Annotated in this window: 24 protein-coding genes and 2 pseudogenes; 10 read left to right on the top strand and 16 right to left on the bottom strand. The window is 61.1% G+C overall.

The features are described 5' to 3' along the window. Positions 1 to 850: 850 nt before the first annotated feature. Positions 851 to 2,050: an IS256 family transposase gene (locus tag P6U28_RS15450; RefSeq protein WP_407121051.1), complete on the bottom strand. Its 1,200-nt coding sequence runs from the start codon at positions 2,048 to 2,050 to the stop codon at positions 851 to 853. Between the two features lie 625 nt (positions 2,051 to 2,675). On the opposite strand from P6U28_RS15450, the gene P6U28_RS15455 reads away from it, so the two are divergent. Next, complete coding sequence (locus P6U28_RS15455; protein WP_407122650.1) at positions 2,676 to 3,095, top strand: hypothetical protein; 420 nt, start codon at positions 2,676 to 2,678, stop codon at positions 3,093 to 3,095. A gap of 454 nt (positions 3,096 to 3,549) precedes the next feature. On the opposite strand, the gene P6U28_RS15460 is transcribed toward P6U28_RS15455, so the two are convergent. Continuing rightward, positions 3,550 to 3,735 carry a hypothetical protein gene (locus P6U28_RS15460; protein WP_407123220.1) on the bottom strand — a complete coding sequence of 62 codons (186 nt, stop codon included), beginning with the start codon at positions 3,733 to 3,735 and terminating at the stop codon, positions 3,550 to 3,552. A gap of 274 nt (positions 3,736 to 4,009) precedes the next feature. Here P6U28_RS15460 and P6U28_RS15465 point away from each other — a divergent pair, with 274 nt between their 5' ends. Further along, positions 4,010 to 4,594 (top strand): RNA ligase family protein, encoded by a 585-nt coding sequence (locus P6U28_RS15465; RefSeq protein WP_407123077.1) that lies wholly within the window; start codon positions 4,010 to 4,012, stop codon positions 4,592 to 4,594. A 358-nt stretch (positions 4,595 to 4,952) separates the two neighbouring features. Here P6U28_RS15465 and P6U28_RS15470 read toward each other — a convergent pair whose 3' ends face one another. Genes P6U28_RS15470 through P6U28_RS15480 form a run of 3 tightly spaced genes read right to left on the bottom strand, consistent with a single transcriptional unit; the run spans position 4,953 to position 5,987 of the window. Next, the gene (locus P6U28_RS15470; protein WP_407122651.1) at positions 4,953 to 5,198 is read right to left on the bottom strand and encodes a hypothetical protein; all 246 of its coding nucleotides are present in this window, start codon (positions 5,196 to 5,198) and stop codon (positions 4,953 to 4,955) included. Then, a complete protein-coding gene (locus tag P6U28_RS15475) occupies positions 5,195 to 5,716 on the bottom strand; it encodes a hypothetical protein (RefSeq protein WP_407122652.1) in 522 nt (173 codons plus the stop codon). Before P6U28_RS15475 ends, P6U28_RS15470 begins: the two co-directional genes overlap by 4 nt. Next, the gene (locus P6U28_RS15480) at positions 5,649 to 5,987 is read right to left on the bottom strand and encodes a hypothetical protein (RefSeq protein ID WP_407122653.1); all 339 of its coding nucleotides are present in this window, start codon (positions 5,985 to 5,987) and stop codon (positions 5,649 to 5,651) included. The genes P6U28_RS15475 and P6U28_RS15480 overlap by 68 nt, the downstream gene beginning before the upstream one ends. Before the next feature lie 149 nt (positions 5,988 to 6,136). Here P6U28_RS15480 and P6U28_RS15485 point away from each other — a divergent pair, with 149 nt between their 5' ends. The 3 genes from P6U28_RS15485 (at position 6,137) to istB (ending at position 9,503) form a co-directional block, all read left to right on the top strand. Further along, positions 6,137 to 6,412 carry a hypothetical protein gene (locus P6U28_RS15485; protein WP_407122654.1) on the top strand — a complete coding sequence of 92 codons (276 nt, stop codon included), beginning with the start codon at positions 6,137 to 6,139 and terminating at the stop codon, positions 6,410 to 6,412. 869 nt (positions 6,413 to 7,281) lie between these two features. Beyond that, the gene (gene istA / locus P6U28_RS15490; protein WP_407119841.1) at positions 7,282 to 8,832 is read left to right on the top strand and encodes an IS21 family transposase; all 1,551 of its coding nucleotides are present in this window, start codon (positions 7,282 to 7,284) and stop codon (positions 8,830 to 8,832) included. A gap of 44 nt (positions 8,833 to 8,876) precedes the next feature. Then, the gene (gene istB, locus P6U28_RS15495; protein ID WP_407122655.1) at positions 8,877 to 9,503 is read left to right on the top strand and encodes an IS21-like element helper ATPase IstB; all 627 of its coding nucleotides are present in this window, start codon (positions 8,877 to 8,879) and stop codon (positions 9,501 to 9,503) included. On the opposite strand, the gene P6U28_RS15500 is transcribed toward istB, so the two are convergent. Then, complete coding sequence (locus P6U28_RS15500) at positions 9,498 to 11,438, bottom strand: recombinase family protein (RefSeq protein WP_407122656.1); 1,941 nt, start codon at positions 11,436 to 11,438, stop codon at positions 9,498 to 9,500. The genes istB and P6U28_RS15500 overlap by 6 nt on opposite strands. A 672-nt stretch (positions 11,439 to 12,110) precedes the next feature. On the opposite strand from P6U28_RS15500, the gene P6U28_RS15505 reads away from it, so the two are divergent. Then, positions 12,111 to 12,260, top strand: coding sequence for an ATP-binding protein (locus tag P6U28_RS15505; protein ID WP_309145054.1), 150 nt, complete (start codon positions 12,111 to 12,113; stop codon positions 12,258 to 12,260). 660 nt (positions 12,261 to 12,920) lie between these two features. Here the strand turns inward: P6U28_RS15505 and P6U28_RS15510 are convergent. The 7 genes from P6U28_RS15510 to P6U28_RS15540 form a co-directional block, all read right to left on the bottom strand. Next, positions 12,921 to 13,217 (bottom strand): hypothetical protein, encoded by a 297-nt coding sequence (locus P6U28_RS15510; protein WP_407122657.1) that lies wholly within the window; start codon positions 13,215 to 13,217, stop codon positions 12,921 to 12,923. Between the two features lie 42 nt (positions 13,218 to 13,259). Then, entirely contained in the window at positions 13,260 to 13,964 is a 705-nt protein-coding gene (locus P6U28_RS15515) for a hypothetical protein (protein WP_407122658.1), read from the bottom strand. A 20-nt stretch (positions 13,965 to 13,984) separates the two neighbouring features. After that, the gene (locus P6U28_RS15520; protein WP_407123078.1) at positions 13,985 to 15,406 is read right to left on the bottom strand and encodes an ABC transporter permease subunit; all 1,422 of its coding nucleotides are present in this window, start codon (positions 15,404 to 15,406) and stop codon (positions 13,985 to 13,987) included. Continuing rightward, positions 15,348 to 16,094, bottom strand: a complete 747-nt coding sequence (locus tag P6U28_RS15525; protein WP_407122660.1) for an ABC transporter ATP-binding protein — start codon at positions 16,092 to 16,094, stop codon at positions 15,348 to 15,350. The genes P6U28_RS15520 and P6U28_RS15525 overlap by 59 nt, the downstream gene beginning before the upstream one ends. A 245-nt stretch (positions 16,095 to 16,339) precedes the next feature. Then, entirely contained in the window at positions 16,340 to 16,666 is a 327-nt protein-coding gene (locus P6U28_RS15530) for a hypothetical protein (RefSeq protein ID WP_407122661.1), read from the bottom strand. Positions 16,667 to 17,140: 474 nt separating this feature from the next. After that, entirely contained in the window at positions 17,141 to 17,464 is a 324-nt protein-coding gene (locus P6U28_RS15535; RefSeq protein ID WP_407122662.1) for a LysR substrate-binding domain-containing protein, read from the bottom strand. Positions 17,465 to 18,016: 552 nt separating this feature from the next. After that, a complete protein-coding gene (locus P6U28_RS15540) occupies positions 18,017 to 19,006 on the bottom strand; it encodes an AAA family ATPase (protein ID WP_407122664.1) in 990 nt (329 codons plus the stop codon). A gap of 72 nt (positions 19,007 to 19,078) precedes the next feature. On the opposite strand from P6U28_RS15540, the gene P6U28_RS15545 reads away from it, so the two are divergent. From P6U28_RS15545 to P6U28_RS15555, 3 genes and pseudogenes are all read left to right on the top strand, one after another. Beyond that, positions 19,079 to 19,474 (top strand): SDR family oxidoreductase, encoded by a 396-nt coding sequence (locus P6U28_RS15545; RefSeq protein WP_407122665.1) that lies wholly within the window; start codon positions 19,079 to 19,081, stop codon positions 19,472 to 19,474. Between the two features lie 109 nt (positions 19,475 to 19,583). Continuing rightward, positions 19,584 to 21,404: pseudogene (gene ligD, locus P6U28_RS15550) on the top strand (DNA ligase D). Positions 21,405 to 21,413: 9 nt separating this feature from the next. Then, positions 21,414 to 21,899: a hypothetical protein gene (locus P6U28_RS15555; RefSeq protein ID WP_407122666.1), complete on the top strand. Its 486-nt coding sequence runs from the start codon at positions 21,414 to 21,416 to the stop codon at positions 21,897 to 21,899. A gap of 325 nt (positions 21,900 to 22,224) precedes the next feature. Here P6U28_RS15555 and dinB read toward each other — a convergent pair whose 3' ends face one another. Beyond that, positions 22,225 to 23,472, bottom strand: coding sequence for a DNA polymerase IV (dinB, locus tag P6U28_RS15560; RefSeq protein WP_407122667.1), 1,248 nt, complete (start codon positions 23,470 to 23,472; stop codon positions 22,225 to 22,227). A 478-nt stretch (positions 23,473 to 23,950) separates the two neighbouring features. Between dinB and P6U28_RS15565 the strand changes: the two genes are divergently transcribed. Next, positions 23,951 to 24,709: a DUF899 domain-containing protein gene (locus P6U28_RS15565; RefSeq protein ID WP_407122668.1), complete on the top strand. Its 759-nt coding sequence runs from the start codon at positions 23,951 to 23,953 to the stop codon at positions 24,707 to 24,709. Positions 24,710 to 24,989: 280 nt separating this feature from the next. Here P6U28_RS15565 and P6U28_RS15570 read toward each other — a convergent pair. Next, positions 24,990 to 25,340: pseudogene (locus tag P6U28_RS15570) on the bottom strand (SDR family NAD(P)-dependent oxidoreductase); the annotation flags it as partial. Between the two features lie 52 nt (positions 25,341 to 25,392). Beyond that, complete coding sequence (locus tag P6U28_RS15575; RefSeq protein WP_407122669.1) at positions 25,393 to 25,557, bottom strand: hypothetical protein; 165 nt, start codon at positions 25,555 to 25,557, stop codon at positions 25,393 to 25,395. Positions 25,558 to 26,173 lie beyond the last annotated feature (616 nt).

The following is a 26,173-nucleotide window of genomic DNA, read 5'->3' on the forward strand; positions in this document are numbered from 1 at the left end:
CCAGTGCCGCCCTTGTCAGCGGGTGGAGACGATCCACCTGCCTGCGTGAGGCGTTCGGCGCACTCGCTTTCCACACCCACGACTTGCGGTAGCTCGGCGCCGTTCCACCATACCCGGAATCGATAATTTGACTCCCGCAGCACCGCCATCCTTGGCGGGATGCCTCGCCTGACCGGACGCATCACCCGTACCCATCCCGAAGGCCGCCCGCTGAAGATCACCTTTCGGCGAGATGCGTGAGATGGGCGTGCGCGGGGTCCTAGTCTATTGCGCAGATTACCGGTGCAGCCACAGCTTGGCACTCAATGCTGACTGTTGGCCGGATGGCATGCGGCTGTCAGATCTCGAGCCCCGGTTTGTGTGCGTGGCATGCGGAAGGCGCGGCGCCGATGTTCGGCCGGATTTCAAGAGCGGCACGCCGCCCCTCTCGTTGGCTCGGGCGGCTCCGAGCCGCACATGCCTGCCGCTACCAGGGCAGGTACAGCATGACGAATAGGCCAAGACCACCTAGGACGAATGCCCAGGCAACCGGGCTGATCACTGTCCGGATTTCCATGATGCCCCGAACGCCCTTGAGTCCCATCATTCGTCTTAAAGCGACAAAATTAGGCAGGCTTTGGGCCGAACTCCCGAAGACAGACCGCATGCGCTGCCTGGTGCCAGCGTGCACTGGCGGGCGGCCCGTTACTGCCTTAGCTGGAGCTGCTCCATTCCATCCTCGATTACTCGGAGGTCCTCAAGTAGCGCATCTCGAGACTCAGCCGGGTTGATGCTAGATGTGGAGATCGTGTCCCGTGGCGTGGTGTAGCTGAGTGCGGGTCACCACGTTCGCCGGCATGGGCCGGATCGGTCAGCTGGCGATTGCCGGGAAGCTGACGGCGGGATCATCGCCCAACGGGGCGATGGTTTCCAGTGTCATGTAGCGGCCGCGTTGAACCGTCCACTCGTCGTTCTGTTCGAGCAGGATGGCACCGATCAGGCGAGTGATGGCGTCCTCATTCGGGAAGATGCCAACCACTTCGGTTCGGCGCTTGATCTCGCCGTTGACCCGTTCGAGCGGATTGGTCGAGTGCAGCTTGGCGCGGTGCGCGGCCGGGAAGCTCATATAGGCCAGCACGTCGGTCTCGGCCTCGTCGAGGAAGGCGGCGAGCTTCGGCAGCTTGGGGCGGAGCTGGTCGGCGATGCGCCGCCATTGCGCCCGTGCTGCCTCGGCGTCGTCCTGGGCAAAGGCGGTGGCGATGAAGGCGGAGACGACGCGCCGGCCGCTCTTGCCGGCATGCGCCAGCGCGTTGCGCATGAAGTGCACGCGGCAGCGTTGCCAAGAGGCGTTGAGCACCTTGCTGACGGTCGCCTTGATGCCCTCATGGGCGTCGGAGACGACGAGCTTGACGCCGCGCAGGCCCCGCCGCGCCAGCTTGCGCAGGAACGCCGTCCAGAACGTCTCGGCCTCTGACGGACCGATATCCATGCCGAGCACCTCGCGGCGGCCATCGCTGTTGACTCCCACCGCGATGATCACCGCGACCGAGACGATGCGCCCGTTCTGGCGCACCTTCACGTAGGTCGCGTCGATCCACAGATAGGGCCAGTCGCCCTCGATCGGGCGGTTGAGGAAGGCCTTCACCTTGTCGTCGATCTCGCCGCACAGCCGCGACACCTGGCTCTTGGAGATCCCGCTCATGCCCATCGCCTGCACCAGATCGTCGACCGAGCGGGTGGAGACGCCCTGCACGTAGGCCTCCTGCACCACGGCGGTGAGCGCCTTCTCGGCCATCCGCCGCGGCTCGAGGAAGCCCGGGAAGTAGGAGCCTTTGCGCAGCTTGGGAATGCGCAGCTCGACGGTGCCGGCGCGGGTCTCCCAGCTCCGGTCGCGGTAGCCGTTGCGCTGGACCTGCCGTTCCTGGCTCTTCTCGCCGTACGCGGCCCCGGTCAGGCCCTCGACCTCCAGCTCCATCAGCCGGTGGGCGGCAAAGCCGATCATCTCGCGCAAGAGATCTGCATCGGGGGTCTTCTCTACGAGCGTGCGCAGGTTCATCATGTCGTCGGTCATCGGTGGTTCCTCGAATCAGGTTGGCTGTCGCAATCCAAACCTTACCGACGAATCATCGGTGACCACCCGCAAAGCCGCTCGCTCGCTACGGCGCTATTGAGGGCGCGCTTCGCGAGCGGCTTTGCTAATCAGCTACACCACTCCTCGGGACACGACCGATGTGGACTGTAGCTGTTCGAGCAACTGGCGCCGAAGATCTCGCATATTCTCCAGGGCTTGCCGGTTCTTCAGACGTACATAAGCCGAAACGATCGTTTGAATGCTTGTTGCCAATGAGTAGCTCCAAAAAGAAAATTCTAAAATAGGTTGCATCGTAACCCGTGCAGGAGATCACCCGCAAGCCGCTATCACAACGTGAAGCTCTCGGCCGACCAGGTCGACAAGTGGCCTGATGAGCTCCGGATATCTCAGCTCGAGCCGCGGTTCATCTGCCGCGCATGTGGCAACCGCGGAGCTGAGGTCAGGCCGGATTTCGCGAGCGACAGACCGCCGCAATTCGCGATGTCCAACGCCAGTTAGCGCTGCGTAGATTTCCCCGATGAAGGCCCGCAGGGGCGCCATGCGCAGGGGGGCAGCGAATAGATGATGGGCATCTTCGAAGCCAGAATCGCGCTAAGGCTAGTTCATGAAACTCACCGCCGAACGTCCTTTCGCCGACCCGGAAGCTGCTGCGCGCAAGCTGGTCGAGATCGCGAATAGCATCGAGCCCGTCCAGGACGGCCGCATCTATATCGAGAAGATCAATGCGCCGTTTCTCTACTCGTTGAAGGCCAGCGGTGCGGAGTTCGTCGCCGGGATCAAACGCGCGGTTGAGCGCGGCTGGCTCGAACTGCACGAGAGCGGCACCTATGTGGAGCTCATCAAGAGAAGGGGCCGCGGACTGAGGCGGCCTTATCGCAGGTTGGCTACTAGAAAGCCGAGGCTCGTAATGAGCGTCGCCATGCTCAGCGTAACAGTGACAAGGGCTTGTTCCGCCCGTTTTTCCAGCTCGCGGTCCATCCCTGCCAACGCCGCTCACCACATTCGGTTCACCCGGTGTTCATGAAAATGGCGGCGAGAGACAAGCACTTACGGACCAAGCTGTTCGACGGCTAGGGCGGCGATCTCTCGCGAGAGCTGGGGCCATATTCGGAGGCCTCGGCTTCATCCTATTGCCGGGAGCTGAGGCCTTTTGTGTGCATTTTTATACAAACCCGGGAACCGACTCCGAGCTGTTGCGTCATCCCGACTGGGTAAGTTGGGAATGCCAAGATCGTGTCGCGCTTCAACTATTTCGCTCGAGAGGCTGCAGCGACGCTGCTGCGGATGGCCAGGACGACAAAGGACCCGGCGGTTGCGTCTGGCTTAATTCAGCGCGCAGCCGATCTAAAGGACCGCACCGGAGAGCTTCCCCCTGTTGACATCGACGCACCAACAGCAGAACCGAATAAGCCTCTGAAAAAGAACAAGAACTAAGGCCGCCTGGAAGGGCGGCCTAATTGTCTCGGAAGCCATGCCGCCTAGTCGCGGTCGTGATGGTGATGGTGTTCGTGATGCTCGTGCCGGACGCCTCCACCTCCGGAGTGCGCAATCGCGTTTGAGGTGAGGGAGGTCGACAGCAGCATGGTCATTGCCGGGGGCGTGACTGCGGCAAATTTTCCGCAGGTCTTCAAGAACTCACGCCGGTCTTCATCTTCGGAGAGCATAGCGTCCATCCTCGCTGTTAGGTAGCACAGATTTAAATACTACGAATTAAATAAATTAAAAGAAGTAAATAGGTTCCAGTGAATGTCAAAAAGGCTGCCGTAGCTCAATTTGCGGGCCCAAAAAACGACGGCCCCAGCGTGGCGGCGGCTGGGGCCGTTCGAGCGCTCCGGCTCGCAGGGGGGCTTGCGGCCGGAGCACATCGATAAGCTGTTCGCTTGCCGCTTGTTCCTGATTGGGAAAAGCGCCCGCAGCACCTATTTCCCAAACATGCGTATGGCGTACGAGCTCTGGCTGGCGACCGCCGGCAAGCAGGTCCCGGACGGGCCGGACTGGATCCACGAGGTGAAGCATGACGGCTACCGGATGCTGGTCATTCGGGAGGACAAGCGCGTGCGCCTCCTCTCTCGTAACGGCACCGACTGGACGAAGCGCTATCCCTGGATTGCTGAGGCCGCGCTGAGGAACCGGCAGAAGGACTTTGTGATCGATGGCGAGGCCGTGATCCTCGGTGTGGACGGCATCAGCGACTTCAACGCGCTGCACAGCCGGCAACACGACCACGAGGTGCAGCTATATGCCTTCGATATCCTCGCGATGGGCGGCGATGATTTGCGGTCCCTCCCCCTCCACATGCGCAAAGCAAATCTGCAGCAGCTATTGGCGCGCCGGCCGGACGGAATCAGTGTGGCGCCGTTCGAGCGCGGCGAGATCGGCCCCGACCTGTTTCGGGCAGCCTGCCGAATGGGACTTGAAGGTCTGGTCTCCAAGCATCGCGATCGGCCGTACCGCGGGGGTCGGCAAAAGCACTGGATCAAGGTGAAGAACCGGACCCACCCAGCAATCGGACGGGAGTTATGAACTGAGGCGGCCTTAAGCAAAGCGGGCCCGGTGTGCCTAGGAGGCCGGGCCCATAGCCTCAGCAACGGCTGCACCGTCGTTCGGCTATCAGCCCCTTAAGTGCCAGAGAAGACATTCGTTCCTTCTGGAAATTTAGGACACTTCTGGACGGCACAGAATAAACGACCGCAGGAGCCGCTCTGGAACAGCCCCTGCGGCCGGTGCCGCGACGTTCCGCACGATCGGCAGGGCACGCCAATTTGCTAGCACAGAGGCCCGCCAGCGTGAACCGGCGGGCCTCGGTTTCACCGCCTCAGCCGACGGACGTGGAGCGCCAGCCGCTCGCGGTTGGGCTTCCTGTGCGATCGCCGCCGGCGCTTCATGCCGGACGCTCCTCGCCGTGCCAGAGGCTGTAGTAGCGCTTCTTAAATCGTTCGAGCATCACCGCCGTCTGACGAACGGCGAACATCAGGTGCTCGTCAGTCTCGTCCGGCATCATTTGCACAGCGATCTCGCTCATGCAGAGGCAATCGCAGATATCGCTCTCCAAATCGCGAAAGGCCTCGGCATTGCGCTCGTTTTCATCATCTGCCGAGGCGGGCGGGAATGCGATGATATTGCTCATGCGCCTCTCCGGACGATCGTCTCAATCGCCGCAGCCATAGTTGCCCGCAACTGATAGTGCCAGCCATCCGGCCCGATCGTGTTGGTGTCGGGCCATTCACAACCCTCATCCTCAATCAGGTTGGCAAGGCCGAGCACTGAGACCACACCGGCCAGCGTCGTGGGCTGTGTCGTCGCAAGCTTCCAGCCGATTTCGTTGGTGGCGTGGTAAGCTGCCTCGCACCGCTCGGCTGCCTCCCACGCCTCCTCTGACCTGATGCCGTATCTTTGCTCGGCGACGTCCTTTGCCTCGATCGCCCACGAGTAAAGAACGTCCGCTTGGCGCTTCGCTCTAATCAACCCAAAAGCCGGATCATCGGATTCGATCGGTTCAGCGTCGCTGATGCCGGCAGAAGTGGACAGCACCACCTCGTCAGCGAGATTGGTCATTGACCGGTCATTTCTCGGCATCTCAGCGGCGATGCCGGGGGCGGAAACCTGGGTCGCGCCGATGATCGGAAGTGAAACGATGGAATTCATGACGAAGCTCCTGCGGGTTGTTGAGATCGGCTCTTTGCTGGCCAATGGGGAACGATTTAGGAAGCGAACCACGACCAAATCGTCCTTCCCAGCCACGCCAATGCAGCCGTGATAAAGCCGCAATCAGACTGCCCCAACTGGATGTACGGCGGGCGGCGCCGATTGATCGCAGATAGAGGAATGCGCCCAGCAGCTTGCCGTAGTTTCTCCTGAAGTCTCCATTGAGCTTTGCAATCTTTGACAGCTCGGATGCCTCGATTCCGTCGGCCATTTGCGCTGATCCTCGTTATTAGAGCGTGGGCCGCCAATTGCCGGATGTCTCTGCCAAAGGTGCTTGGCAGGGCATTGGCAGCCGCTGGATCAGGCGGCGGTCTCACGCCGCGGGCTCTTGGCCTGGTTACAGGAGCTGAGACGGTTACCTTGGCTACGGCCAACCTGCCTCCGTACACGCCGTCCGTGTCCCTTTCTGGCGGCCAAATTCAGTTTGGTTGGGGGCTCAATAATGCCAACTGGGGCCCTGGTACCAGCCAAACCGTGACATCGATCGCGAATGTCGGCTCAGGCAACACCCTTACGATTACAACAAGCAATGGCTTCACGCTGCCAACTGTCAATGTCGGCGCACAGGGCGGCACGAGCACGCCTTTTGGGATCATGCAGCCGTCAGCGTTCGTCAACTTCATGATCAAACTGTAGCGGAGTACAGCAATGTCAAACTTCTGGGAGAATGACCCTGTTGCATTGCCCGCTTCCGCGAACTTCTGGCACAAAGATCCGGTGACGGATCCAGCTCTGCTTGCCCAGTTGAACGATAGCAAGCCTCTGTCATGCGGAAGACGGTCTGCAATTCAATTTCTTTAGCCGACCGAAGCTCTTGTCACGCACGTCCACTGCCTCTCCCCGGCCGCCTATCCACCGCAGCCTCTGGCCCCTGCGGCGTCTATCTCGGAGGCTTTAATCCCCGCGAGGCGAGCCATTTTGCGATATCCGTGCAAGTCTGGGCGTCATCGGCTTTGGCCTGCCGGATCCCACGCGCATTTCGCAAAAACAGCAGTCCTGCCGCTCGACCAGCCAGACGAGCGATCTGCAGCAGCCGTGCATTCATCCTCACCGTTGCCCCGCCCCGTCGCAATACATTCCCCCCTCAGACCCTGGAGGAAGAAAGTAGGCTCGGAATGAAACGGTATCATCATTGCTCTTGATGTAGAGTACGTGCGCCAGCTCTCAGTAGCATTCGAAAGCGATGTGAAGCATCAAGCGAATAGAATTTGCGGTTAAGCGAACGCACAGCAAATGAGACCCCCTGAAACTCGAAATGAGTGCGCTTGCCTGCACCCTTCGCGATGAGCAACAAAAAACGGCTCCAGTTGTGGGACTGGAGCCGTCACCTTCCTTAACAGTGCGTGTTTCGGCAATTCCCGGACAGCGATTTCGGTAATTCGCGGACAGCGATTTCAGTAACTCCGGGACAGGGATTCCGCTAAATCGCGGACAGATGCGGGAGGTTGGTTTTCGGGAGCGCCGTTCAGGCAATGTTCTCTCTCAAGCTGAGTTTGAGAGGGGCAATGCCGAGACGGAAGCAAGCGAAACGAACCACTGTGAAGGACCTACGATCGATCCTGAGGCTGACGTACGAGCAGGGCCTGTCGGTGCGGGCAATCTCGGAACGGCTGCAGATCAGCAAGACCTCGGTTGCCACCTACCTGCTGCGGGCGCGCGAAGCGGGCTTGAGCTGGCCGCTGCCGCCGATTTGCGAGAGCGAGGCGGCGTTACAGCGGGCCTTGTTCCGGCGGGTCGGGCGACCGCCGCAGGACTTGAGCGAGCCTGAGTGGCCACGGGTGGCGCAGGAACTCAAGCGCAAGGGCGTGACGCTGACGCTGCTTTGGCAGGAATACCGGACGGCTCATCCCGACGGCTACGGTTACACTTGGTTCTGCGAGAAGTTTGACGCCTATCGGCGGCGGGCGAACCCAACCTTCCGCCACCGCCACGCGGCGGGTGCGGTGATGCAGACCGACTATGCCGGCCCGACGGTGGAGGTGACCGATCCGCAAACCGGCGAGATCCGTCAGGCGCAGATATTTGTCGCGGTGCTCGGGGCCTCGTCGCTGACCTTCGCTATGGCGAGCTTCGGTCAGCGACTGCCAGATTGGATCGAAGGCCAGACCCGGGCGCTGTCGTACTTCGGCGGAGTCCCCAAGGCGATCGTCTGCGACAATCTGAAGGCCGGGGTCGTCAAGGCGTTGTGGTTCGAGCCGACGCTCAACCAAACCTTTGCCGCCATGGCCGAGCACTACGACACGACGATTTTGCCGACCCGCAGCCGCAAGCCGCGCGACAAGGGCAAGGTTGAAGGCGCGGTGCTAATTGTTGAGCGCTGGATTCTGGCACGGCTGCGCCATCGGCGGTTCTTCAACCTGACCGATCTCAATGCCGCGATCGGCGGTTTGCTGGAGGAGCTGAACGATCGGCCGATGCGCCATATCGGCAAATCCCGCCGGCAGCTGTTCGAGGAGATCGAGCGCGAGGCGCTGGCGCGGCTGCCGAGCGAACCGTTCGAATACGCCGAGTGGAAAACGGCGAAGGTCCATCCCGATTATCACGTCGAAGTCGAGAAGACCTTTTACTCGGTGCCGCACCGACTGATCGGCCGTCGGGTGGACGTCCGGCTCACGTATCGAGCCGTCGAGATCTTCCAGGATCACACGCGTGTCGCCAGCCATGTGCGCCGCTCTCAGCGCAGCGGCCATGTCACCGTGAACGAGCACATGCCCAAAGCCCATCAGCGTTACGCCAATATGACACCGGCGAGTTTGATCAAGATGGCAGCGCGGGTCGGCGTCAACGCCGCCACCCTGGTCGAGCGGATGATGCGTGAGCGCCCGCATCCCGAGCAGGGTTATCGCTCCGCCATGGGGATCATCGCCCTGGCGCGGCGCTACGAGCGCAATCGGCTGGAAGCGGCCTGTGAGAGGGCGCTCGCCATCAACGCGATCAATTACTCCTCCGTGAGCGCCATCCTCAAATCCGGGCTGGACCGCGCGAGCCCTGCCGCCGAGCCCATCAAAGCCACGCCCTCCCACGCCAACATCCGTGGCGGCGCCTATTATCAATGAAGGAAAGGAAGATCGTGATGCTGACCCACCCGACCCTCGACCAGATGCAGGCCCTCGGCCTTGCCGGAATGGCGGCCGCCTATCGGCAATTGGCCGAACAGGACAATGCCGCCGATCTCAGCCGCGACGAGTGGCTCGGCCTGATGCTTGATCGCGAAGCCGCCATGCGCGCCGACCGGCGCCTGACCAATCGCCTGGCCGCAGCCAAGCTGCGCTTCGTCGACGCCTGTATCGAAGACGTCGACTTCGCGTCCCGCCGCGGCCTTGACCGGCGCAACACCCTGCAGCTGGCGCAAGGCGCCTGGCTGAAAGCCCATGAGAACTTCATCATCACCGGCCTGACCGGGACTGGCAAGACTTGGCTGGCGTGTGCCTTCGGACGCCAGGCGGCCAGGCTCGATCATTCCGTCCTTTATTTGCGGATGCCGCGCCTGTTCGAAGACCTCGCCATGGCCCGTCTCGATGGTCGCTTCCCGCGCCTCATCGATAAGCTCGCACGTGTCCAGTTACTCATCCTCGACGACTGGGGCACCCACACCCTCAACGACCAGCAGCGCCTCGATCTCCTCGAAATCTTCGAAGAGCGCTACAGGCGCAAATCGACCTTGATTACCGCCCAGCTGCCCGTTGCCCAATGGCACGATATGATCGGCGAGCCGATGGCTTCATGATGCCTCCTTCTTCGAACGCTTGGTGCGTCGTACCCGATTGCGAAGCTGACTGATCTGTTCGTCGGAAAGCTCGATCTGCCATGGCTGACCTTTGGCTAACTGATGACCTGCCAGCAATCCGCGCGCGAGATAATCGAACACCGTCTGTGGGGTTACTCCAAGCTCGGCCGCCGCGCCCTGAATCGAGAAGCTCCCGTCGGGCCAGCGCATCGGGTTCTTGTCCATGCCGTTGATTTTGACGGTGGGAATGCCCCAGCGGGTGCGTAACACCCAGACGTTCTCGCCTTTGAAGGCGCAGCCTCGGGCCGCGACGAAGCCTTCCTGATTGAGTATCGCCGCGATCTCGCCATCCATTTTGTGTTCAGCATTCAACTCGAGGATCCGTCGCCGCAACCGATCAATGTCGATGTAATCGCGGTAGGTGTGAACGCGCCGTTGTACGTGATGCTCGCTGGTTGCGCCGGTCTGCCAGACGATCTTGAGCCACACTTGACCTCGGGTCCGCTTCTGATCAAGAACGACTTCGCGGATGACAAATCGCAGAATGCGCTTGCGATCGGCTGCCGACGTGGTGGCCGTATTCCAAATCCGCGGCAGGTTCTCGCCGAGCGCTTGTAGCCCAGCGCGTTCCGCCGGGCCAATCAGAAGCGGCTCTTGTGCGCACCAACGCGCATGCTGCTGCTCGACCGCCTCGACGACACGCAGCTTCTCTTCCCAAGCCCGCTCAAGTGAGCGCGCCACAAGACGGTTCTCGGGTTCTACGGCGTCATACTGACGCCGAGCGCGCTCGGCCTCGTAGCGGGCGCGCTCCACGCGAAGCGCCCACTGGCGCTCGAGCTGACGGCTCTCCTGCTCCAGTTGGCCCGCCGCCGCGAGTGCGATCTCAATCTGATCCGGCACCAGGGCATCGAGGACCACCCGCTCGACCAGCGCGTCAACCGCCAAGGCCCGGACTTCCTGACACAGTGCACTGCCTTGCTGGTCCCGATCCGAGCGGCAGCAATAGACCGGATAGTCGGCATTCGGGCCCGTGTAGCGCATGCTCATGCGCCGTCCGCAACGGCCGCAGATCGCAATTCCTTGTAACAGGGCTACCCCCTTGCGCGGTACGCCAGAATGTCCTGCCTCATAGCGGAAGACGTTATCTGCCAGTCGCCCCTGGTTGGCCATGAACTCCTCCCAGCTGATATAGCCTGGGTGAGCGGCGTGGAGGCAAACCGCCCAATCCCCGATCGCCACCTTGACCGTTCCCGTCAGCGATCCCGGCCGGCATCGGCTCGGATCCTTTTGCCGGCGGCCATAAACATACGCCCCAGCATAGGCCGGATTTTGAAGGACGCTAAGGACGCGTGCACTATCTGGCGCACGCCAGACGATCTCGTGTGGAGATGGTCCAAGCAGCGGTCGAACCGGCAAGGACAATCCGTTCCTGTCCAAGTAACGCATCACACGGCGAGCGCTCTGCAGTTCCCGGAATTTGGCGAACACGAGATGAAGACGGGCCCGCACCTCCTCATCGGGATTGAGAACAATTGTGCCCGCTCGATCATAGGCGAGCCCGGCTGGCAGCGGCAGCCGCAGCTCGCCCCGCGCCGCCTTCTGGCGTTCCCCTTGGTGAAGGCGCATCCGAAGCTGATGCAACTCCGCCTCGCTCATGATGCCGGACAAGCCCAACAGCAGGCGGTCGTGGTAGGCGCGCGGATCGTAAAGCCGCTCGCCATCCGCAATGAGCACGCCGAACACCGAGCACAGTTCGAGAAGCTGATGCCAGTCCCGGTTATTGCGGGCCAAGCGAGAAGCGTCGAGGCTTACCACAAGACCGGCGTTGCCAAGGCCGATCTCGGCAATGAGCTTCTGGAAACCATGACGATCCACGCCGCCAGCACCGGATTTGCCCAGATCCTCGTCAATGACCTGGACGCGCTCCGGGGCCAACCCAGACCGATGGCACGATCGACGAGGCGGTACTGCAGCTCCGTGCTCTCCTGGTGCTGGCGCACCTGGTTCACGGATGACTGCCGCACGTAGACATAGGCCAACTTGGCTCGGTGCGCAGTCGTGAGCCGCTCGTCAGCGACGTTCAAGCTGATCAGCACGACCCAGTCCCCTTCCGGGCGTGCCGGGAACCGCTTGCATTCGCCGCAGCAGCGTGGCGAGGATTTGAGCGATCTGGGTTTGCGTCGCGGTCGACAGATTCGGCCACAGGCGCGGAATGTCGGCCGTCGGATGGCCGGGTGGATTTGCCAACGTCGGCAGGGGTCGATACGCAACGCGACCTGGAAGCGGTCGGTGGGTCATCGCGAATCACCTTCTCGTCGAGAAGGCTCAGACTCGCGCTCAAATGTTGCATCAATGGGATCAGCGTACGTGCACTGATGCGCGGCAGATCGGCCGCATCCGGGCGGGAAGTGATCGGCGTCTCGGCAAGATCCGTCGACGCGATCCGAACCGCCCGCGGCCGGCCGTCCGGCAGCGCGACAACGACGTAGGCGGGACCGCGCCCCGACCGCTCCTTCAGCACCTCAAGCCGGTGCCCAAACAGAAAATGATGCGGGTCCGTGATCGTGACGTGAGACACGACCCGCTCAAGAATAGGGGTACTCTGACGTGTTCGGCGAGCCAACCATCGCAGATGCTATCCTCGACCGGATCATCCACAACTCCCACCGTATCGCCCTCGAAGGCGACAGCATGCGAAGGAAAAAAGCTGCACGCCCCTTGACCGACGTCGAAAACAGCGAAACGAATACCAACTGACTTCAACAACCAGGCAACCAAAAGCCAGCGCCGCTACGCTGTCCGCGATTTAGCGAAACTGCTGTCCGTCAGTTAGCGAAACTGCTGTCCCGTTTTTGCGAAATGCGCACTTAACAGCGCTTCCGACATTGGGGGGCTTGAGTTTCGGAAGAGCACCTTCATTCTGCGATGCGTTTTTGGATCTCATCAATGCTTTGCACTCATCCAGACAAAAAGTGACGATTGCGCTGTCATTCAAAGCTGTCAAACACCGGACTATCGCCCGTCATTTTATTCTGAGAGACTTTCAATCCGAGACAAACAAACGGCTTGCGAAGAACAAGCCGAAGGAGGTTCGCAGTGGAGAAGGTGCGACGCTTGCGCGCGATGGGTTCGCTGTGCCGTCAAAAGGCCGCGTACAATAGCATGAACAAAGGAACCTCCTCGCGGACGCGGAATGCTGGGAGCACTTGGCTGAGCTTGAGCTGTCGTCCCACTTCCGGGAATGCAACGTCGGTAGCTCGACCAGCTCGCTTGATCTGGGCCAGGTGAGAAAACCATTTCGAAGCAGCGGAATTGCTCGCAGGGGAGCTGCGGACGCAACGCCTCACCGTGGCACGGAGGTCGCACGCGAAACCCGCCCGCCCCGATTCCGTTCAACTCCCGACGGGAGCTATTTACTCAATCCGCGTCGTCATCATCGCCGGCACGTAGTCGGCCGTTCCGCGAGTTGACGGCAACATTCGCGGTTTGGCCATCTTTCGAGCCAATCGCCTCGAAGTACCATCCGTCGCGGACGATCTGCACATTCGACCAGCCGTCCGACTGCAGCTTTTGACGGATCTGATCCTCGGTCACCGGCTTATCTCCCGCGATAAAGATCGCACCCCTGCCCTCCGGTTCGGCGGTAACCATGGCGACACCCACGAGGCCCAGCAACAGCGCGCCGCTGCCTGCCAGAATCCATTTCCTGTTCATCGTCCATCTCCTCTTCTGACGAATCTCCCCGTTGTCATCCTTTCAGTTGCTGCCGGCGGTGACGGTGTAATCCGCGAAATACATGTGGCTGTCGGCCTTTGACCAGAGCCCGATCCGGCCAGAGACCGGTTGGGTCAGCATGTGCTCCAGATAGAGTTTGCCGTCGAGATAGCCTTCCACCTTCGTGCCTTTGACGCGGACCTTGAGGTCATGCCACTGCCGCGTCGCGGTCGGTATATTGCGTACCCATTTGACGGAAGAGCGCTTGCCGTGCTCGAACTTCCACAGCACGATGTTATTCTCCAGACAGTTCGCGCGGACTGTCAGGTAGTCCCCGTTTGGCTTGAGATTGAATAGGATGCCGGCGCCCTGGTCGATGCGACCGGACAACCCTTCAAAGCGCACCGAAATCTCGCCATCGCTGAAATTTTCGATTTTTGGCGCAACCGCGTAGGGATAGTAGGCGTAGGCCTGCACGCGATCGAGAAACTCAGCGTAGCGTTCACCGTAGAGAGCCCGTGCCTTGTCGGCGATACCTGCCGACGATTGCCCCTCCTTCCACTGCCGGCCATCGACAGTGAGCACCTTCTTGCCGCCGTCCTCCTCGATCCTCCAGAAGCCCACCACTGGCACCAGCGACTTTGGTTCCCCACCGACGGTTTCATTCGAGAGGTCAATCTTGATTGGCTCCGCGGCTAAACAGGGCAATGCCGGCACCGCAAAGCCGATTGCCGCGAGGATGATCATTCCGAGTTTCTTGCAGGATCTCATGGCTTAGCTCCTGGATGAACGAGAGGACCTTTGTCTGGAGGGGGCCGGCGAATCCATCGCCAAACGAGCACGATCAGGAGCGGCAATCCGCCGAAGAACCACAGCAGCACCGCGTCTGCACTAACGACCAGGGGATAACCGGGGTACTCTTCGCCGACGCTAGGCGCTGGCGGCTGCGTGCCCGCGAGCGCATATAGTAGCGGCAGTATCTCCCGAGGGCTGGTGGAGCGGCTCACGTCGGTTCGATCACCGTAGGCATATTCGATCTGGCCATAGGTGTCTGATGGATTGACAACGTTTGACCGCTCGCTCGCGAGTACGACGGTGACATCTGGCATGATGCGCTCGAACTTCGCGAGAACGCTCCGTCGAAGATCGATATAGCGGGGGTCCTCAGCCGCGAGATTGACCCTGATGACCAACGGAAGCCGAAGCGTCGCGAGCAAACGTTCGTCTGTACGCGAGAAGGAGTTGCGACGATCCTCGCTGAGATCCACGGACGCCCTGATCTGCGTCGCAACACCGAGTCCCGCCGCGATCACCAGCACGCAGGAGACAGAACGGACGATTTTCGCTCGCACGGGAGTACCAGGCGGAAGCCAGACGATTGTCAGCGCCGCGAGCCCACCAATGACGGCCGTTATGCCGACCACGAGGCCGGCCGAGAGAAGCCCCTGCTCGAACGGACGCAGCGTCTGGGTTAACGACATCTGCGCAAGCCAGGCCGACAGGCCTGAGCGGCCCGCGAGCGTGAAGTCCAGAACCCATGATCCGATCGTGACAGCAAGCGCGATGATAGCGGCAGTGGCCGAATTGTCGGAGACGACCGCGGCGAGCAACCCAATGGCGCCGACCAGAACACCGTAAAGCAAATGACCGAGCAAAAGGTTCAGCGTCTCCGGTGCAGCCAAATGGCCACCCAATATTGCCCACACGGCCAGTGCGGAAAGCGCAGGAATGCTCACCATGAGCCAGGCTGCCAGCACAGCGCAGAATTTTGCTGCAATCAGCGTCGAAGGCCGGTACGGCAATTGGACCAGCAGGCGCAAAGCGCCACTTTCCTTCTCCTGGCCCAGCACGCGGATCGCCACGAAAGGAAATAACAATGTCACCGCCACATAGAATGAGCCGAACGCCGGAACCAGAATGGCATCGAGCGGTGACAGGCTCCGCGCCAGGACTGGCGACTGCAGGGCGGCGGCACTTGATTCGCTGAAGAGCGAGACTGCCTGGACGAAGCTGTATCCGACGAGGGGGCAGACCAGCAGCAACATCGTCCAAAGCGCTCGCCCGGCCGCGATCTCGCGGAGCTCCTTTGCGAGCAGTGGACCGATCGGTGCGGTCGATCGTGCGTATGCCTTACGTGAGCGCAAGGAAGATATCCTCCAGTGAGCCGTTCGGCAGTCCCGTCTGCGCACGCAATTCGGCAAGTCCTCCTGATCCACGTACCCGCCCTGCCGACAGCAGAATAAAGCGATCACAAACCCGTTCGGCGTCCGGCAACTGATGAATTGAGAGGATCAGCGTGCGTCCGCACGCCGTCTGGTGACGCAAAAGACCCATGACGTCGCGCGTCTGCCGCAAATCAAATCCATCAAATGGCTCGTCCATCAGCAACAGGTCATGCGGCGCAAGCAGCCCGATGGTCAGGATGAGGCGTCGGGCATAACCTTTTGACAGGGCGTGCACGCGCTTTCGAAGCACCGGCTGCAACCCGAGCGCGTCGATGGTCGACCTGATCTCTGCGTCTGACCGTCGAAAGACGTTGCCGACAAACGACACGACCTGCAGGGCCGACTGGTCTTGGTACGGACGGACGCCATCAGGCAGGTAGAACAGAACGTCGCGCCGGCGGCCTGCGGGCAGTGGCTCTCCGTGCCAAAAGACGTCGCCTGAATTCACCGGGAGAAGTCCGGCAACGGCTTCCAGCAACGTCGTCTTGCCGGCGCCATTTGGACCGATGATGCCGAGGATTTCGCCCGCGACAGCAGAGAACGACAGCCCCTCGATGGCAGTGCCGTCGTTTCCGTATCGCTTAGTCAGGTTTCTTACGCGCAGCAAAGGCACCGGACGATCTGACGAAGACCTGTCGTTGACGGTTGACATGCTGCGTCCTTCACACAAATCCGGACGCGATGCTTGGGCATGTCGCCTCATGGGGAGATCGCCATCCCCAGGTCCGCGACTTTGCCAAAGCGGGATTGTCTGTCAATTAGGAACCGGCAGAAGCGAGACTCGCGATCTTGGCCGCGTATTCACTTCAGCTTGATCAAGTTCCGGCGTTCAGGCTTCAGTAGCGGCAATCTGACGGCCGATGGCACTCCGTCCTAAAGCTAGCCCGCTACGCATGGTCAGCGGTTCTCGTCACGTTCAGGATGTGCGCGCCAGTCACGACCTACGGTTTGATGGTCCTTGTCCGGCTTGCCAGCGGATTCCTCGTGCTGGGTCGGAGTTCGGTTGGCATCTTCTTCGGCCTTCCAATCGCGCTCGATCTGCACTCTCTCACCACGTGCCCGCTCCTGGCCGCGAGATTGGTCCGATTGTTGCGGCGTACGGTCCGGCTGCACCGGAACCGATTGTGCCTGCTTATCGGTCTTGGATGATCCAGACTCCTCGGCAGATGCGGGAGCCAATGCAAAGGACAACGATATTGCCATTGCTACTGCAAGAACACGCATGATCTCTCTTCCTCCGTTCGATGGAGGTCTAACGGCTTGCTTGGTTTTCGGTTCGGAGGGTTAGCGCGACCGACACGTCCCAGCAATGCTGTGCACCATAACCCGTGCAACCGTTGGCCTGTCGACCTCGGCCCCATTGCGACTTCGCGCTCCGCGCTCACAACGGGTTCATCGCGCCCGAGATCTCTGGTCCGCATGCTGAAACTGGGCTTGTCATCTCTCCAAGGGTCGGCACGTCCCGATCTGAAAAAAAGAGCCATCTGGCAAACTGACGAAACACCGCAAAGGTACCCCTATTGAGCGTTCGCAAAACGCCTTCCTGACGCGAAATGACGGCGTGGCTATTTACCTCCGGCGCAGAGCACTCCCGTTGATGCGATTCTCGCAACACGCAAAGTCCATCGAATTATCAGTGATGAGACACCCTGCTGATCGGCGCGACTGGAGTGGCTAATTCCGGATTGACACATTGCTCTATTCGCCGACGGATGTTTGCCTAGGCGAGCGGCGCCTCGGTCCATCTGGACGAGGGACGCGCGACGGCCTCCGATCACCGGAATCCGGCGCCAGCGTGTTGAGCTGTCGGAGGTCCGCTACGGCTTCAGCAAGAAGCCATTCGCGGAAGGTCGCGATCTTCGGAAGGGCCGCCGTCGCCTCCGGACACACCCAATAGGTCTTGGACAGAGGCAATGACTCAGGGACCGGCAGCACCAGCCGGCCATTGATCAGATCCCATGCTGACAGCGTCGTGCGTGCCAGCGCAATCCCCTGCCCGTTGATCGCCGCGTCGGTCACCATGCTCGCCGCGGTTCAGCACCGGACCGTGAATGACGCCTGCATCCCCACGGCGATATTCCCCTCAATAAAAAAGAGAGGTCCCCCTGCTTCAATCGGCTGACCGTGCTGGTGTTCACGCCCTGGGCTTGGCCGATGACCGACAACCTGAGCGGACCGGCCAGGGATGCTAGGAACAAATTGCGTATTCCGACGAAGTCGGCCGTGGATTCCGAGCGAAGCCGGCGGCCTGTTCCGATTTGAAGCCGGCCAGGGATTCCGATGATCCCGGCCGCCTGCCGAGCGGGCTGACGCCGGGAACGCCAGCGCGCTCCTCGACGCTGAGTGCCAGTCGTAACGACGTGTGTTACGATCACGACGCACCCTAATCTAGAGTTCCGATCGTAACATGCGATGTTACGCGACGTTACGATCCGTCCTAAGTGCTTGTTGTTAAGCCGTAACATCTGTTACGCGCCTATGTTACGAAACATGGTCACGGCATAGGTGCAACCTCGTAACGTAACACGCCCCCTTCTTAGAGGGGGCGTATGTTACGGCTGCAACGCCCCGGGCCTATTCGGTGATCTTTTCGAGGGCCTTCTGGCCCTTGGTGGTGAGGCTGTAGCCGTCGCGCTCCTTCTTCCTGAGGAGCCCGTCGCCCACCATCGCCTGCAGCTTGCGCGAGACCCTGACCTTGTTCGGCCGGCCGTCGTGCATCTTCCAGCCCATTGCAAGCGCCATGATCGCCAGCGACGAGTCCGGCTTGCTGGCAATGATCCGCAGAAGGTCTTCTTCATGCGATCGGCTGACTGCGGCCATCTCTTCCTTGGCCGTCTCGCTCAGCGGCTCGGCGATCACGGTCGGGATCATGCGCCCCTTGCTGTCGACGAGGTCTTGATGCGTCACGGTCCTCAGCATGAACGAGACCTCGTTGAACTCGGGACCGCGAAACTTGCCCTGCCAGTGCACAGAGGCCGCGCTGTCGTCCTTGCGCCCGATCAGGTTGCCGTCGACTTCGGCGAGGAAGGCGCCGCCCCCCCGGGGCTCAAGTTTGTCATCGGTGGCGTTCTTGGGGGGGTGGCAGGCGACCAAGCCGCACGGACCGCCTGGCATCTCACAAAGACTTCGGAGTCGTCGGGCATGGGCAGCCGCCTGCGCATTACTATTCTCATCCTCGCCCTCGAAATAAGCCGCGCTGGTGTCGACCACGATCAACGCAAAGTCGCCGAGTTGCTCCATCTCTTGCCGGATGCGCGCCTGCATCTTCGAGATCTTGAACGTGCCGGCGATGAAGTAGACCTCGATGTCCTGGGGTTCGAAACCCATCCCCACCGCCATGACGATCCGGCGCATTCGGATATCGTCGGGGTTCTCGCCGGCAAAGTACAGGACCTTGCCCTTCTCGACATTGTGCTGGCCGAGCGGCTTGCCGAGCGCGACATGCGCGGCGAGGCGCAGCATGATCGCGGTCTTGCCGGTCCCGGTCTTGGCGGTGAATGAGTAGCAGAAGCGCCGTTGCAAGATCCCATCGAGCAGATAGTCGGGCGGGATGAAGCCCTGCACGAATGCCGCGCTGGATGCGATCCGCGCCTTGGACTGTGGGAAGCCATACGTGAATTCAAGCGACGAGGTGTCGTGAAGGACATTTCGGTCGCGGCGGGCAAGCTTGTCTCCATGAGTTCCGTCCACCAGGAGATACCTTGGGCAGGACACGCCAACTATGCGGCCTCCAAAGGCGGCGTCATGCAGATGATGAGAAGCGTAGCCCAGGAGGTGGCTCCGCTCGCCATCCGCGTCAACGGGATCGCGCCGGGCGCCATTCGCACCCCGATCAATCGGCCGGCCTGGGAGACCAAAGAAGCCTACGAAAGCCTGATGACCCTCGTCCCGTATAAGCGCATAGGCGAGCCCGACGATATTGCCCAGGCGGTGACCTGGCTGGTGTCGGATGCCGCCGACTACGTCACAGGCGCGACCCTGTTCATTGACGGCGGCATGATGCTCTTCCCAGGCTTCGCAACCGGCGGCTAGCGCGCCGACAAATAACGTAGCTCCGGTCACGAGCAGCCATCAGCTCTCGCGTTCCCGCCGAAACGATCAACTACCAAGGAACGAATCAGCGTGAACACGTTGAGTCCGCATGTGTGCCGTGGCGTTGCGTCAGTCTCGTTCGGGAGTATCGCGGGTCGCCGGCGCCCGCAAAACCGCTATTCCAGGTTACATCGAGCCGTGCGATCCCACGCTGCGCGAGAATCCGCCCGGCGGTGAGGGCTGGGTCTACGAAATTAAGGCCGACAGATATCGCGCTCAACTCCATCTCCATGCTGGCGACGTCACAGACTATTCGCGCACGGGGCTCGACTGGACTGAGCAGTTTTCCTCGATTGCAGCTGCAGCCCATAGACTCAAGGCGAAGAGCGCGATCATCGACGGCGAGGCCATCGTCTACGGCAGCGGCGGGCTGCCCGATTTCCAGCAGCTTCGACGCCAGCTCGGGCCCAAGCGCAGCGCGCGTGTGCGCTACCACGCGTTCGACCTCCTCTACCTTGACGGTTACGATCTTCGTGACGCCGCGTATGAGGATCGCAAGCGCCTGCTGCAAGAGCTTCTGAAGGGAGCACCGGAGACATTCATCTACGTCGAGGCTCTTGAGGCCGATGGAGACGAGATCTTCGCTAAGGGCTGCAAGTTCGGCCTGGAAGGTCTCGTCGCCAAACGGCTTGGACGGCCCTACCGCTCAGGCCGGCAGGAGACCTGGATCAAGCTGAAGTGCAAGAAGAGCGAGACCTTCCCGATCGTCGCCTTCGTCGAAAAACTGGGAGCCCGTCCGCGCAAGATCGCCTCGCTCTACGTGGGCCGCCGGGAGAACGGCAGGCTCGTCTACGCCGGTAAGGTCCGGACCGGGTACACGGAGACGAGCGCGCGCGAACTGCGCGAGCGGCTGGATCCGCTAATCCGACGGACATCGCCGCTCGATGTCCGTATCAAGAAGCCGAAGGCGACCTGGGTTGAACCGACGGTGGATATCGAGGTGGAGTATGGCGCGCTGACAGACGACGGCCTGCTCCGCGAAGTAGTCTTCAAAGGGTTTCGGGACGATCTGGCATTGCGGAAGGTGAAAGCCCCCCGGCTGGTGCCATCCTCCGTCGGACGGCCAAAGCTCGACGTGCCCAGAGAAAACATCCTCCAGCTTCTGCCCGACGCGCCCGTCCCCCCCCCAAGGAAGAACTCGCAGATTACTGGAAACGTGTATGGAAGAAGGCGCTGCCGCATCTCGGCCACCGTCCGCTCAAGCTGGTGCGGCACGTGCACGGCACGACCTATTACCACAAGGGGCCGCTTCCGAAGGAGATTCCGGGGCCGTGCATCAGCTTCACATCCAGAAGCGCGAGGGTGGCGAAGGCACGCGCCTCTGGGTCGATAGCCTAGATGGCTTTCTTGGACTGGTTCACATCGGAGCCGCCGAGCTGCACCCGTGGAATTCAACCGTAGAGGACTTCGAGCACGCAGATCGCATCGTGATCGACCTCGATCCCGGCGAGGGCGTCGAATGGAATGCCGTGGCTGAAGCGGCGCTTGAGCTACGCACGCTAATGAGACGCGAAGGGCTCGACACCTGGCCCAAGCTGACCGGTGGCAAAGGAGTTCACCTGATGGCGCCGCTTGAGGCGCCGATGCTGCACGACCAGGCGCATCGGGTCGCGCGAGGGCTTTGCTCTGAGTTCGCGGCACGCGATCCCGGCCGCTACATCCTTTCGGCGCAGGCAAAGCGCAGCAACCGGATCTTCCTAGATTATCTCCGCAACGGACGTGGCACCACCGCGATCGGCACCTATTCGCCGCGGACGCGAAGGATTTCCGATTGCTGCACCCGTAACCCTGGACGCTTATCGAGAAAGTAATCAGGCCGGACGCGTTCACAATCGACAGTCCGTTCCGGGCGAAGAGGAGATCCACATGACGGACGCATTTGACCACTGGATTGAATGGGGCAAAAAGCCCGCCAGGTGAAAAACCCGGCCTTCCGTCCGACATCTACGCCAGCCTGATGTCTATGCCTAAGGAGGACCGCACCGACCGACGGAAGGTCAACGCCGCGGTTGCGCATCAGGCCGAGCTGCGTCGGAACGGCAGGACGGCGTGGCTCTACCTCAATGACTACGATCACGGAACACAGCGGAAGGCTGGCGACGTGGAATGGGCGAAGGTGTTCGCCTCTGAGGACGACGCCACTAAATGGCTCGACCAGCACGACCCTGAGGGCGTTGCGTGGGAGTACGAGATCGAAGGCGGGCAGCGGCAAACGTCAGTTTGGATCTATCTCGCTGATGAGAGCTCCAGGGCAATTGGCGACTCCTCCTGGGCCAAGCTGTTCGCGTCAAAGCAGGCTGCAGAGAAATGGCTTAATCAGACCGCTCGCAACGGCAAGATCTGGGAATACCCGATCGAGGAGTGACGCATGAGCAGTTCCTCGATAGCTCATCTCGTTTGCCGCAGCTCCTGCGCGCGACCGCACACGGGTGGCCGCCTGTATACTGCAGCAGGTTCAAATCGTGGAGGCGCAACCACCGATACCGACATTCGGTTCAAGTTGCGATCTGACTGAGGGATGCCCTGCGTCCCGAACGCAGTGAGCATCTTCTAAGCTATTGATCTTTCTTGCTGTAGCAAGCGTTACCGCCACGTTTTGTTCACGGCCGTTTCACCCAATTCGTTGCGGTGTTCTCGTGCCAGTGCGCTGACGCACGATGCTGCGGCCTTTTCCCATGGACCGACGACGGTCACAGGTCCTTTTCGGCGAGTTCGCGAAACTCGTCAGGAACCGACCGAAAGATGCCTAGCGCCACCGAGCCATAGCCAATGGCATCCGATCCAAAACGATCGCGGATCTTATCGACGGCACGGTCGGCTGCCCAACGCGCCATGCCTATTTTGCTGCCGGGGCGACGGGGTTCATCGTGAAGCCCAAGCGGAAAGTCTAGCTGTAGATCCCAGTCCTCCTCGAGATGCGACACGGAGATCGCGAGGAGCGAAATAGTCCTCTCGTCAGGGTGATCTGCGAGGACGGCGCGCACCAGGTCAATCGCGAGTTCGGCAAGGATCACAGTTGTCGAGATCGGAACGTCTAGCGTCACCGAGCGCGAGGCGGAGTTCAGATTGGCGAAGCGAACACGGACCGTCACGGTACGACCCGGCCTCGCCTTGGCCCGAAGCCGGGTGCCGATTCGATCGGCAAGGTGAAGCAGAGTCGGTCGAAAAAATTGCTCGTTGGCGGGCTTCCTGCCGATCGCCGATTGCGCCCCTACCGAGCGGGCTCGGCGGTGCGCCTTAACTTCCCGTGGATCACGATTCCACGCCAAGGCCGCAAGTTTCTCCCCCGCAGCGGGACCGAGCACCTGCTCGAGCGACCATCCAGGTGTTGTCGCCAACTGCCCGATCGTCAGCACGCGGATCTCGGCCAGCCACGCCTTCGTGGCCGGGCCCACTCCCCACATCAGTTCGACGGGTAAATGGTGAAGGAACTGCAGCTCGGTGTCCGGATCGACAACCACAAGACCATCGGGCTTGGCCACTTGCGACGCAATCTTTGCAAGATGTTTGGTGCGAGCCACGCCGACCGAAATCGGAAGGCCGAGCTCAGCCCGCACGCGTCGGCGGATTGTCCTCGCAATTTCGTCGGGTGGGCCGAAGAGATGGGTACAGCCAGCAACGTCGGCGAAGGCCTCGTCGATGGAAATCCGCTCCACGAGCGGTGTGAAATCGCCGATCACTTTGATGGCGGCATCGCCCAGCCGTTGGTATTCCTTGAAATGCCCGCTCACAAAAATGAGTTGCGGGCAGAGCTCGCGCGCTCGCCATCCCGGCATCCCTCCGCGGACGCCGAAGGCCTTGGCTTCGTAGGAAGCGGCAAGCACAACGCCACCACCGACGGCGACGGGTTTGCCGCGCAATGAGGGATCAAGCAGCTGCTCTACCGAAGCATAGAAGGCATCGAGATCCGCGTGAAGGATCGTGGCTGTCGTTGCCATTCGACCGTTCGCCTGCAATGTTCGAGGAAACTCTCGCCTAGAACATAATGAGAACACGAACGGCGAGTGTCAAGCCGATCAGTAGATTGATCGGTTTGACGGGAGGTATCGCGCCATCGCCCCCAGTAAACGCTTCGCCGACGGCAATTCTTGGACCCCGAAGGCAACAGAGACGGCGCGCATTTTGGATCGCAAAATCCTGGATGCAGGACCGCGCCGACCCGCTCGCGCGTGAACGTGCGTTCGATATCGCTCGTCGGGATCCTCCGCCGGGCGTCTCTCCAGCGAGAGCCACGGATGCGATCGCCGAGGTGCTCGATGGCAACGGCGAGACCTTCCGGGAGTGTTCACAACAGGTCAACTGGGTCCAGCGATGCTCGGCTCAAGCCAGGCGATGCCATCGCTGCGCTTGCCAGGCAAGCCGGGAACCGGCCGGCGAGGACCTACGTTAGAACCCACAATCAGAGGAGTCTTGACGATGGCAGCAGGCGACCTCTCCCCACCTAAAATCGTCTCGCGCGAAGAATGGCTTTCCGCACGCAAGGCATTGTTCGTCGAAGAGAAGGAAATTACGCACAAGCTTGACGAGCTTAGAAAAAAGCGCCGCGAGTTGCCATGGGTAAAGATTGAGAAGCCCTACGTCTTCGAGGGGCCGGATGGCAAGTGCACCCTTGCGGATCTGTTTCAAGGTCGCAGCCAACTTGCCGTCTATCACTTCATGCTGACCCCGGGCTCCGATCACGTCTGCAAAGGGTGCTCATTCGTCGCCGATCATTTCGACGCCGCGCGCAAGCACTTCGATGATGCCGACCTGTCATTTGTCGTGATTTCGCGCGCGCCAATCGAACGAATCGAGCAAGTGAAACGCGCGTTGGGCTGGACCTTTCCGTGGGTCTCATCCTATGGCAGCGACTTCAACTATGATTTCGGCGTGTCATTCAAGAGGGAGGACCTGGCCGCGGGCACAGCCAAGTTCAATTATGATACGATCCCGCTCAAGAGCAGCGAAGATATGATGGGCGCCAGCATCTTTGCCAAAAACGAGACTGGCGAGATCTTCCACACCTACTCAGCCTATTCCCGTGGCATTGAAAATCTGATGGGTGCCTTCATGTGGCTCGATCTCACGCCCAAGGGCCGCCATCAATTCGATGACGGCCACAGCCGGCTTAGTGACGACGGCCGGGACGTTCGTACAATCGGGCGACCTGGCGGCGCGGGGCTTGGCTGTCATTGACAGTTTTTGGCGACGTCACTGGATAGGAGAATTTACGGAGTTGTCCCGTCTGAGGCGTACAAATCCCGCAGAATTTCCGATCCATGTTTGATTTCCGGCTGCCGCCGTCGACTCCTGGAACGGACCAAAACCATCGACGTTACTTTTCGCGATCAGGCATCGGGAGATGGGCGATGCAACTTACGCGGAGGGGCGCATTGGGCTTGGCTCTGGCGGCGTCGTCCGCGGCGGCGCTGCGTGCGGGGGCAGCAGCTGAGGTCAGCGACGATCGGGCCTTGTGACGCTTGATGAGCGCCGTCAGCAGGTACGGTGCCAGGGTGTTTACCGAAAGCGTTGAGGCATGGCCGTCCGGCGTCGCGCCTCGGCTCCGTTCCGTGTAGACGCCGGCGTTGTGGATGACCGCATCCATGCGGCCGATCGCGTTGATTTGATCCGCGATGCCTCGGACCTCGGCGGTGCTGCGGAGGTCGCTCACGACGATCGCGTCGGCTCGCGCCGCGAGCTCGCCGATGCTCGCGGCGCGGTCCGCCGACCGGGCATGCAGCACCACTCGGTGGCCGCCACCGAGAAGCGACTCGGCCGCCGCGCGGCCCAGTCCGTCGGTGGTGCCGGTGATGAAGACATACGCTATTCGATGCTCCTCGCGACCGAGACGTCAACTCCGGCCGAAAGCGTCGCCGGAGCTACTCGCCCTCCGTGGCGGGTTCGTTTGACTCGAGCCACGTCAGCGCGGTCTCGATCTTGGCGAGCAGCGCTTCGATCTCCTTGCGCTCATTCGGTCCAGGATCGCTCGCCAGTTGCTCCAGGAGCTGCTCCTTCTGCGCAAGCAGCTTTGCGACGCTCGACATCGCGCCTCCCCACGTTCTGCGATGGATTTAAGGAACGGAATTGGTGCGCACGCCAGGCTCGCGCCAGCGCGGCTTGCCTCAGAAGATGCCGAGGAGAGCGAACACCCGCGACCTCGCCCAGGAAATCCAAAGTCATGACCGCGACCGCGAGAAACACATCACCTATCGGCATTAGGGGCATGGGCAAGGCCTCGCGTGTCCTGCGCCCCTGTCGTGAACACATGAAGCCATGAAAAAGTTTCGGTTCCGGCCGCCGAGTTCCGGATATAGGGTTAAGCAGGGCAGGCCCTTCAACCGGGGCAGAACATGCGAGTCCTTGAACTGTCATGCTGGTGCGTGACCGCGGCCGGTTTTGGTCGTGATGGTCGCGGTCCTGGCGCTGCTCTGAACTCTGCTCCAGTCGTCGGGCCGCCGTCAGACGGGCCCCGTCCCCGCATTCAGAAGCTGGAGACGGCGGTGACCAGTTGCGCCGCCACCCCTCCTCGACTCTATCGCTCGATGCTCGGCGATCGCGCGAGCGATTTGACTATCTGCAGCGTGTCGGTATTTGACAGGCTTCGAGTGTGCCGAAACTCAAAGGAGAGTTCGTCCTCCTCCCCTGTTGAATTGAGATGAA

The sequence above is a fragment of the Bradyrhizobium sp. STM 3561 genome (assembly GCF_045571455.1).
Classification (GTDB): Bacteria; Pseudomonadota; Alphaproteobacteria; order Rhizobiales; family Xanthobacteraceae; genus Bradyrhizobium; species Bradyrhizobium vignae.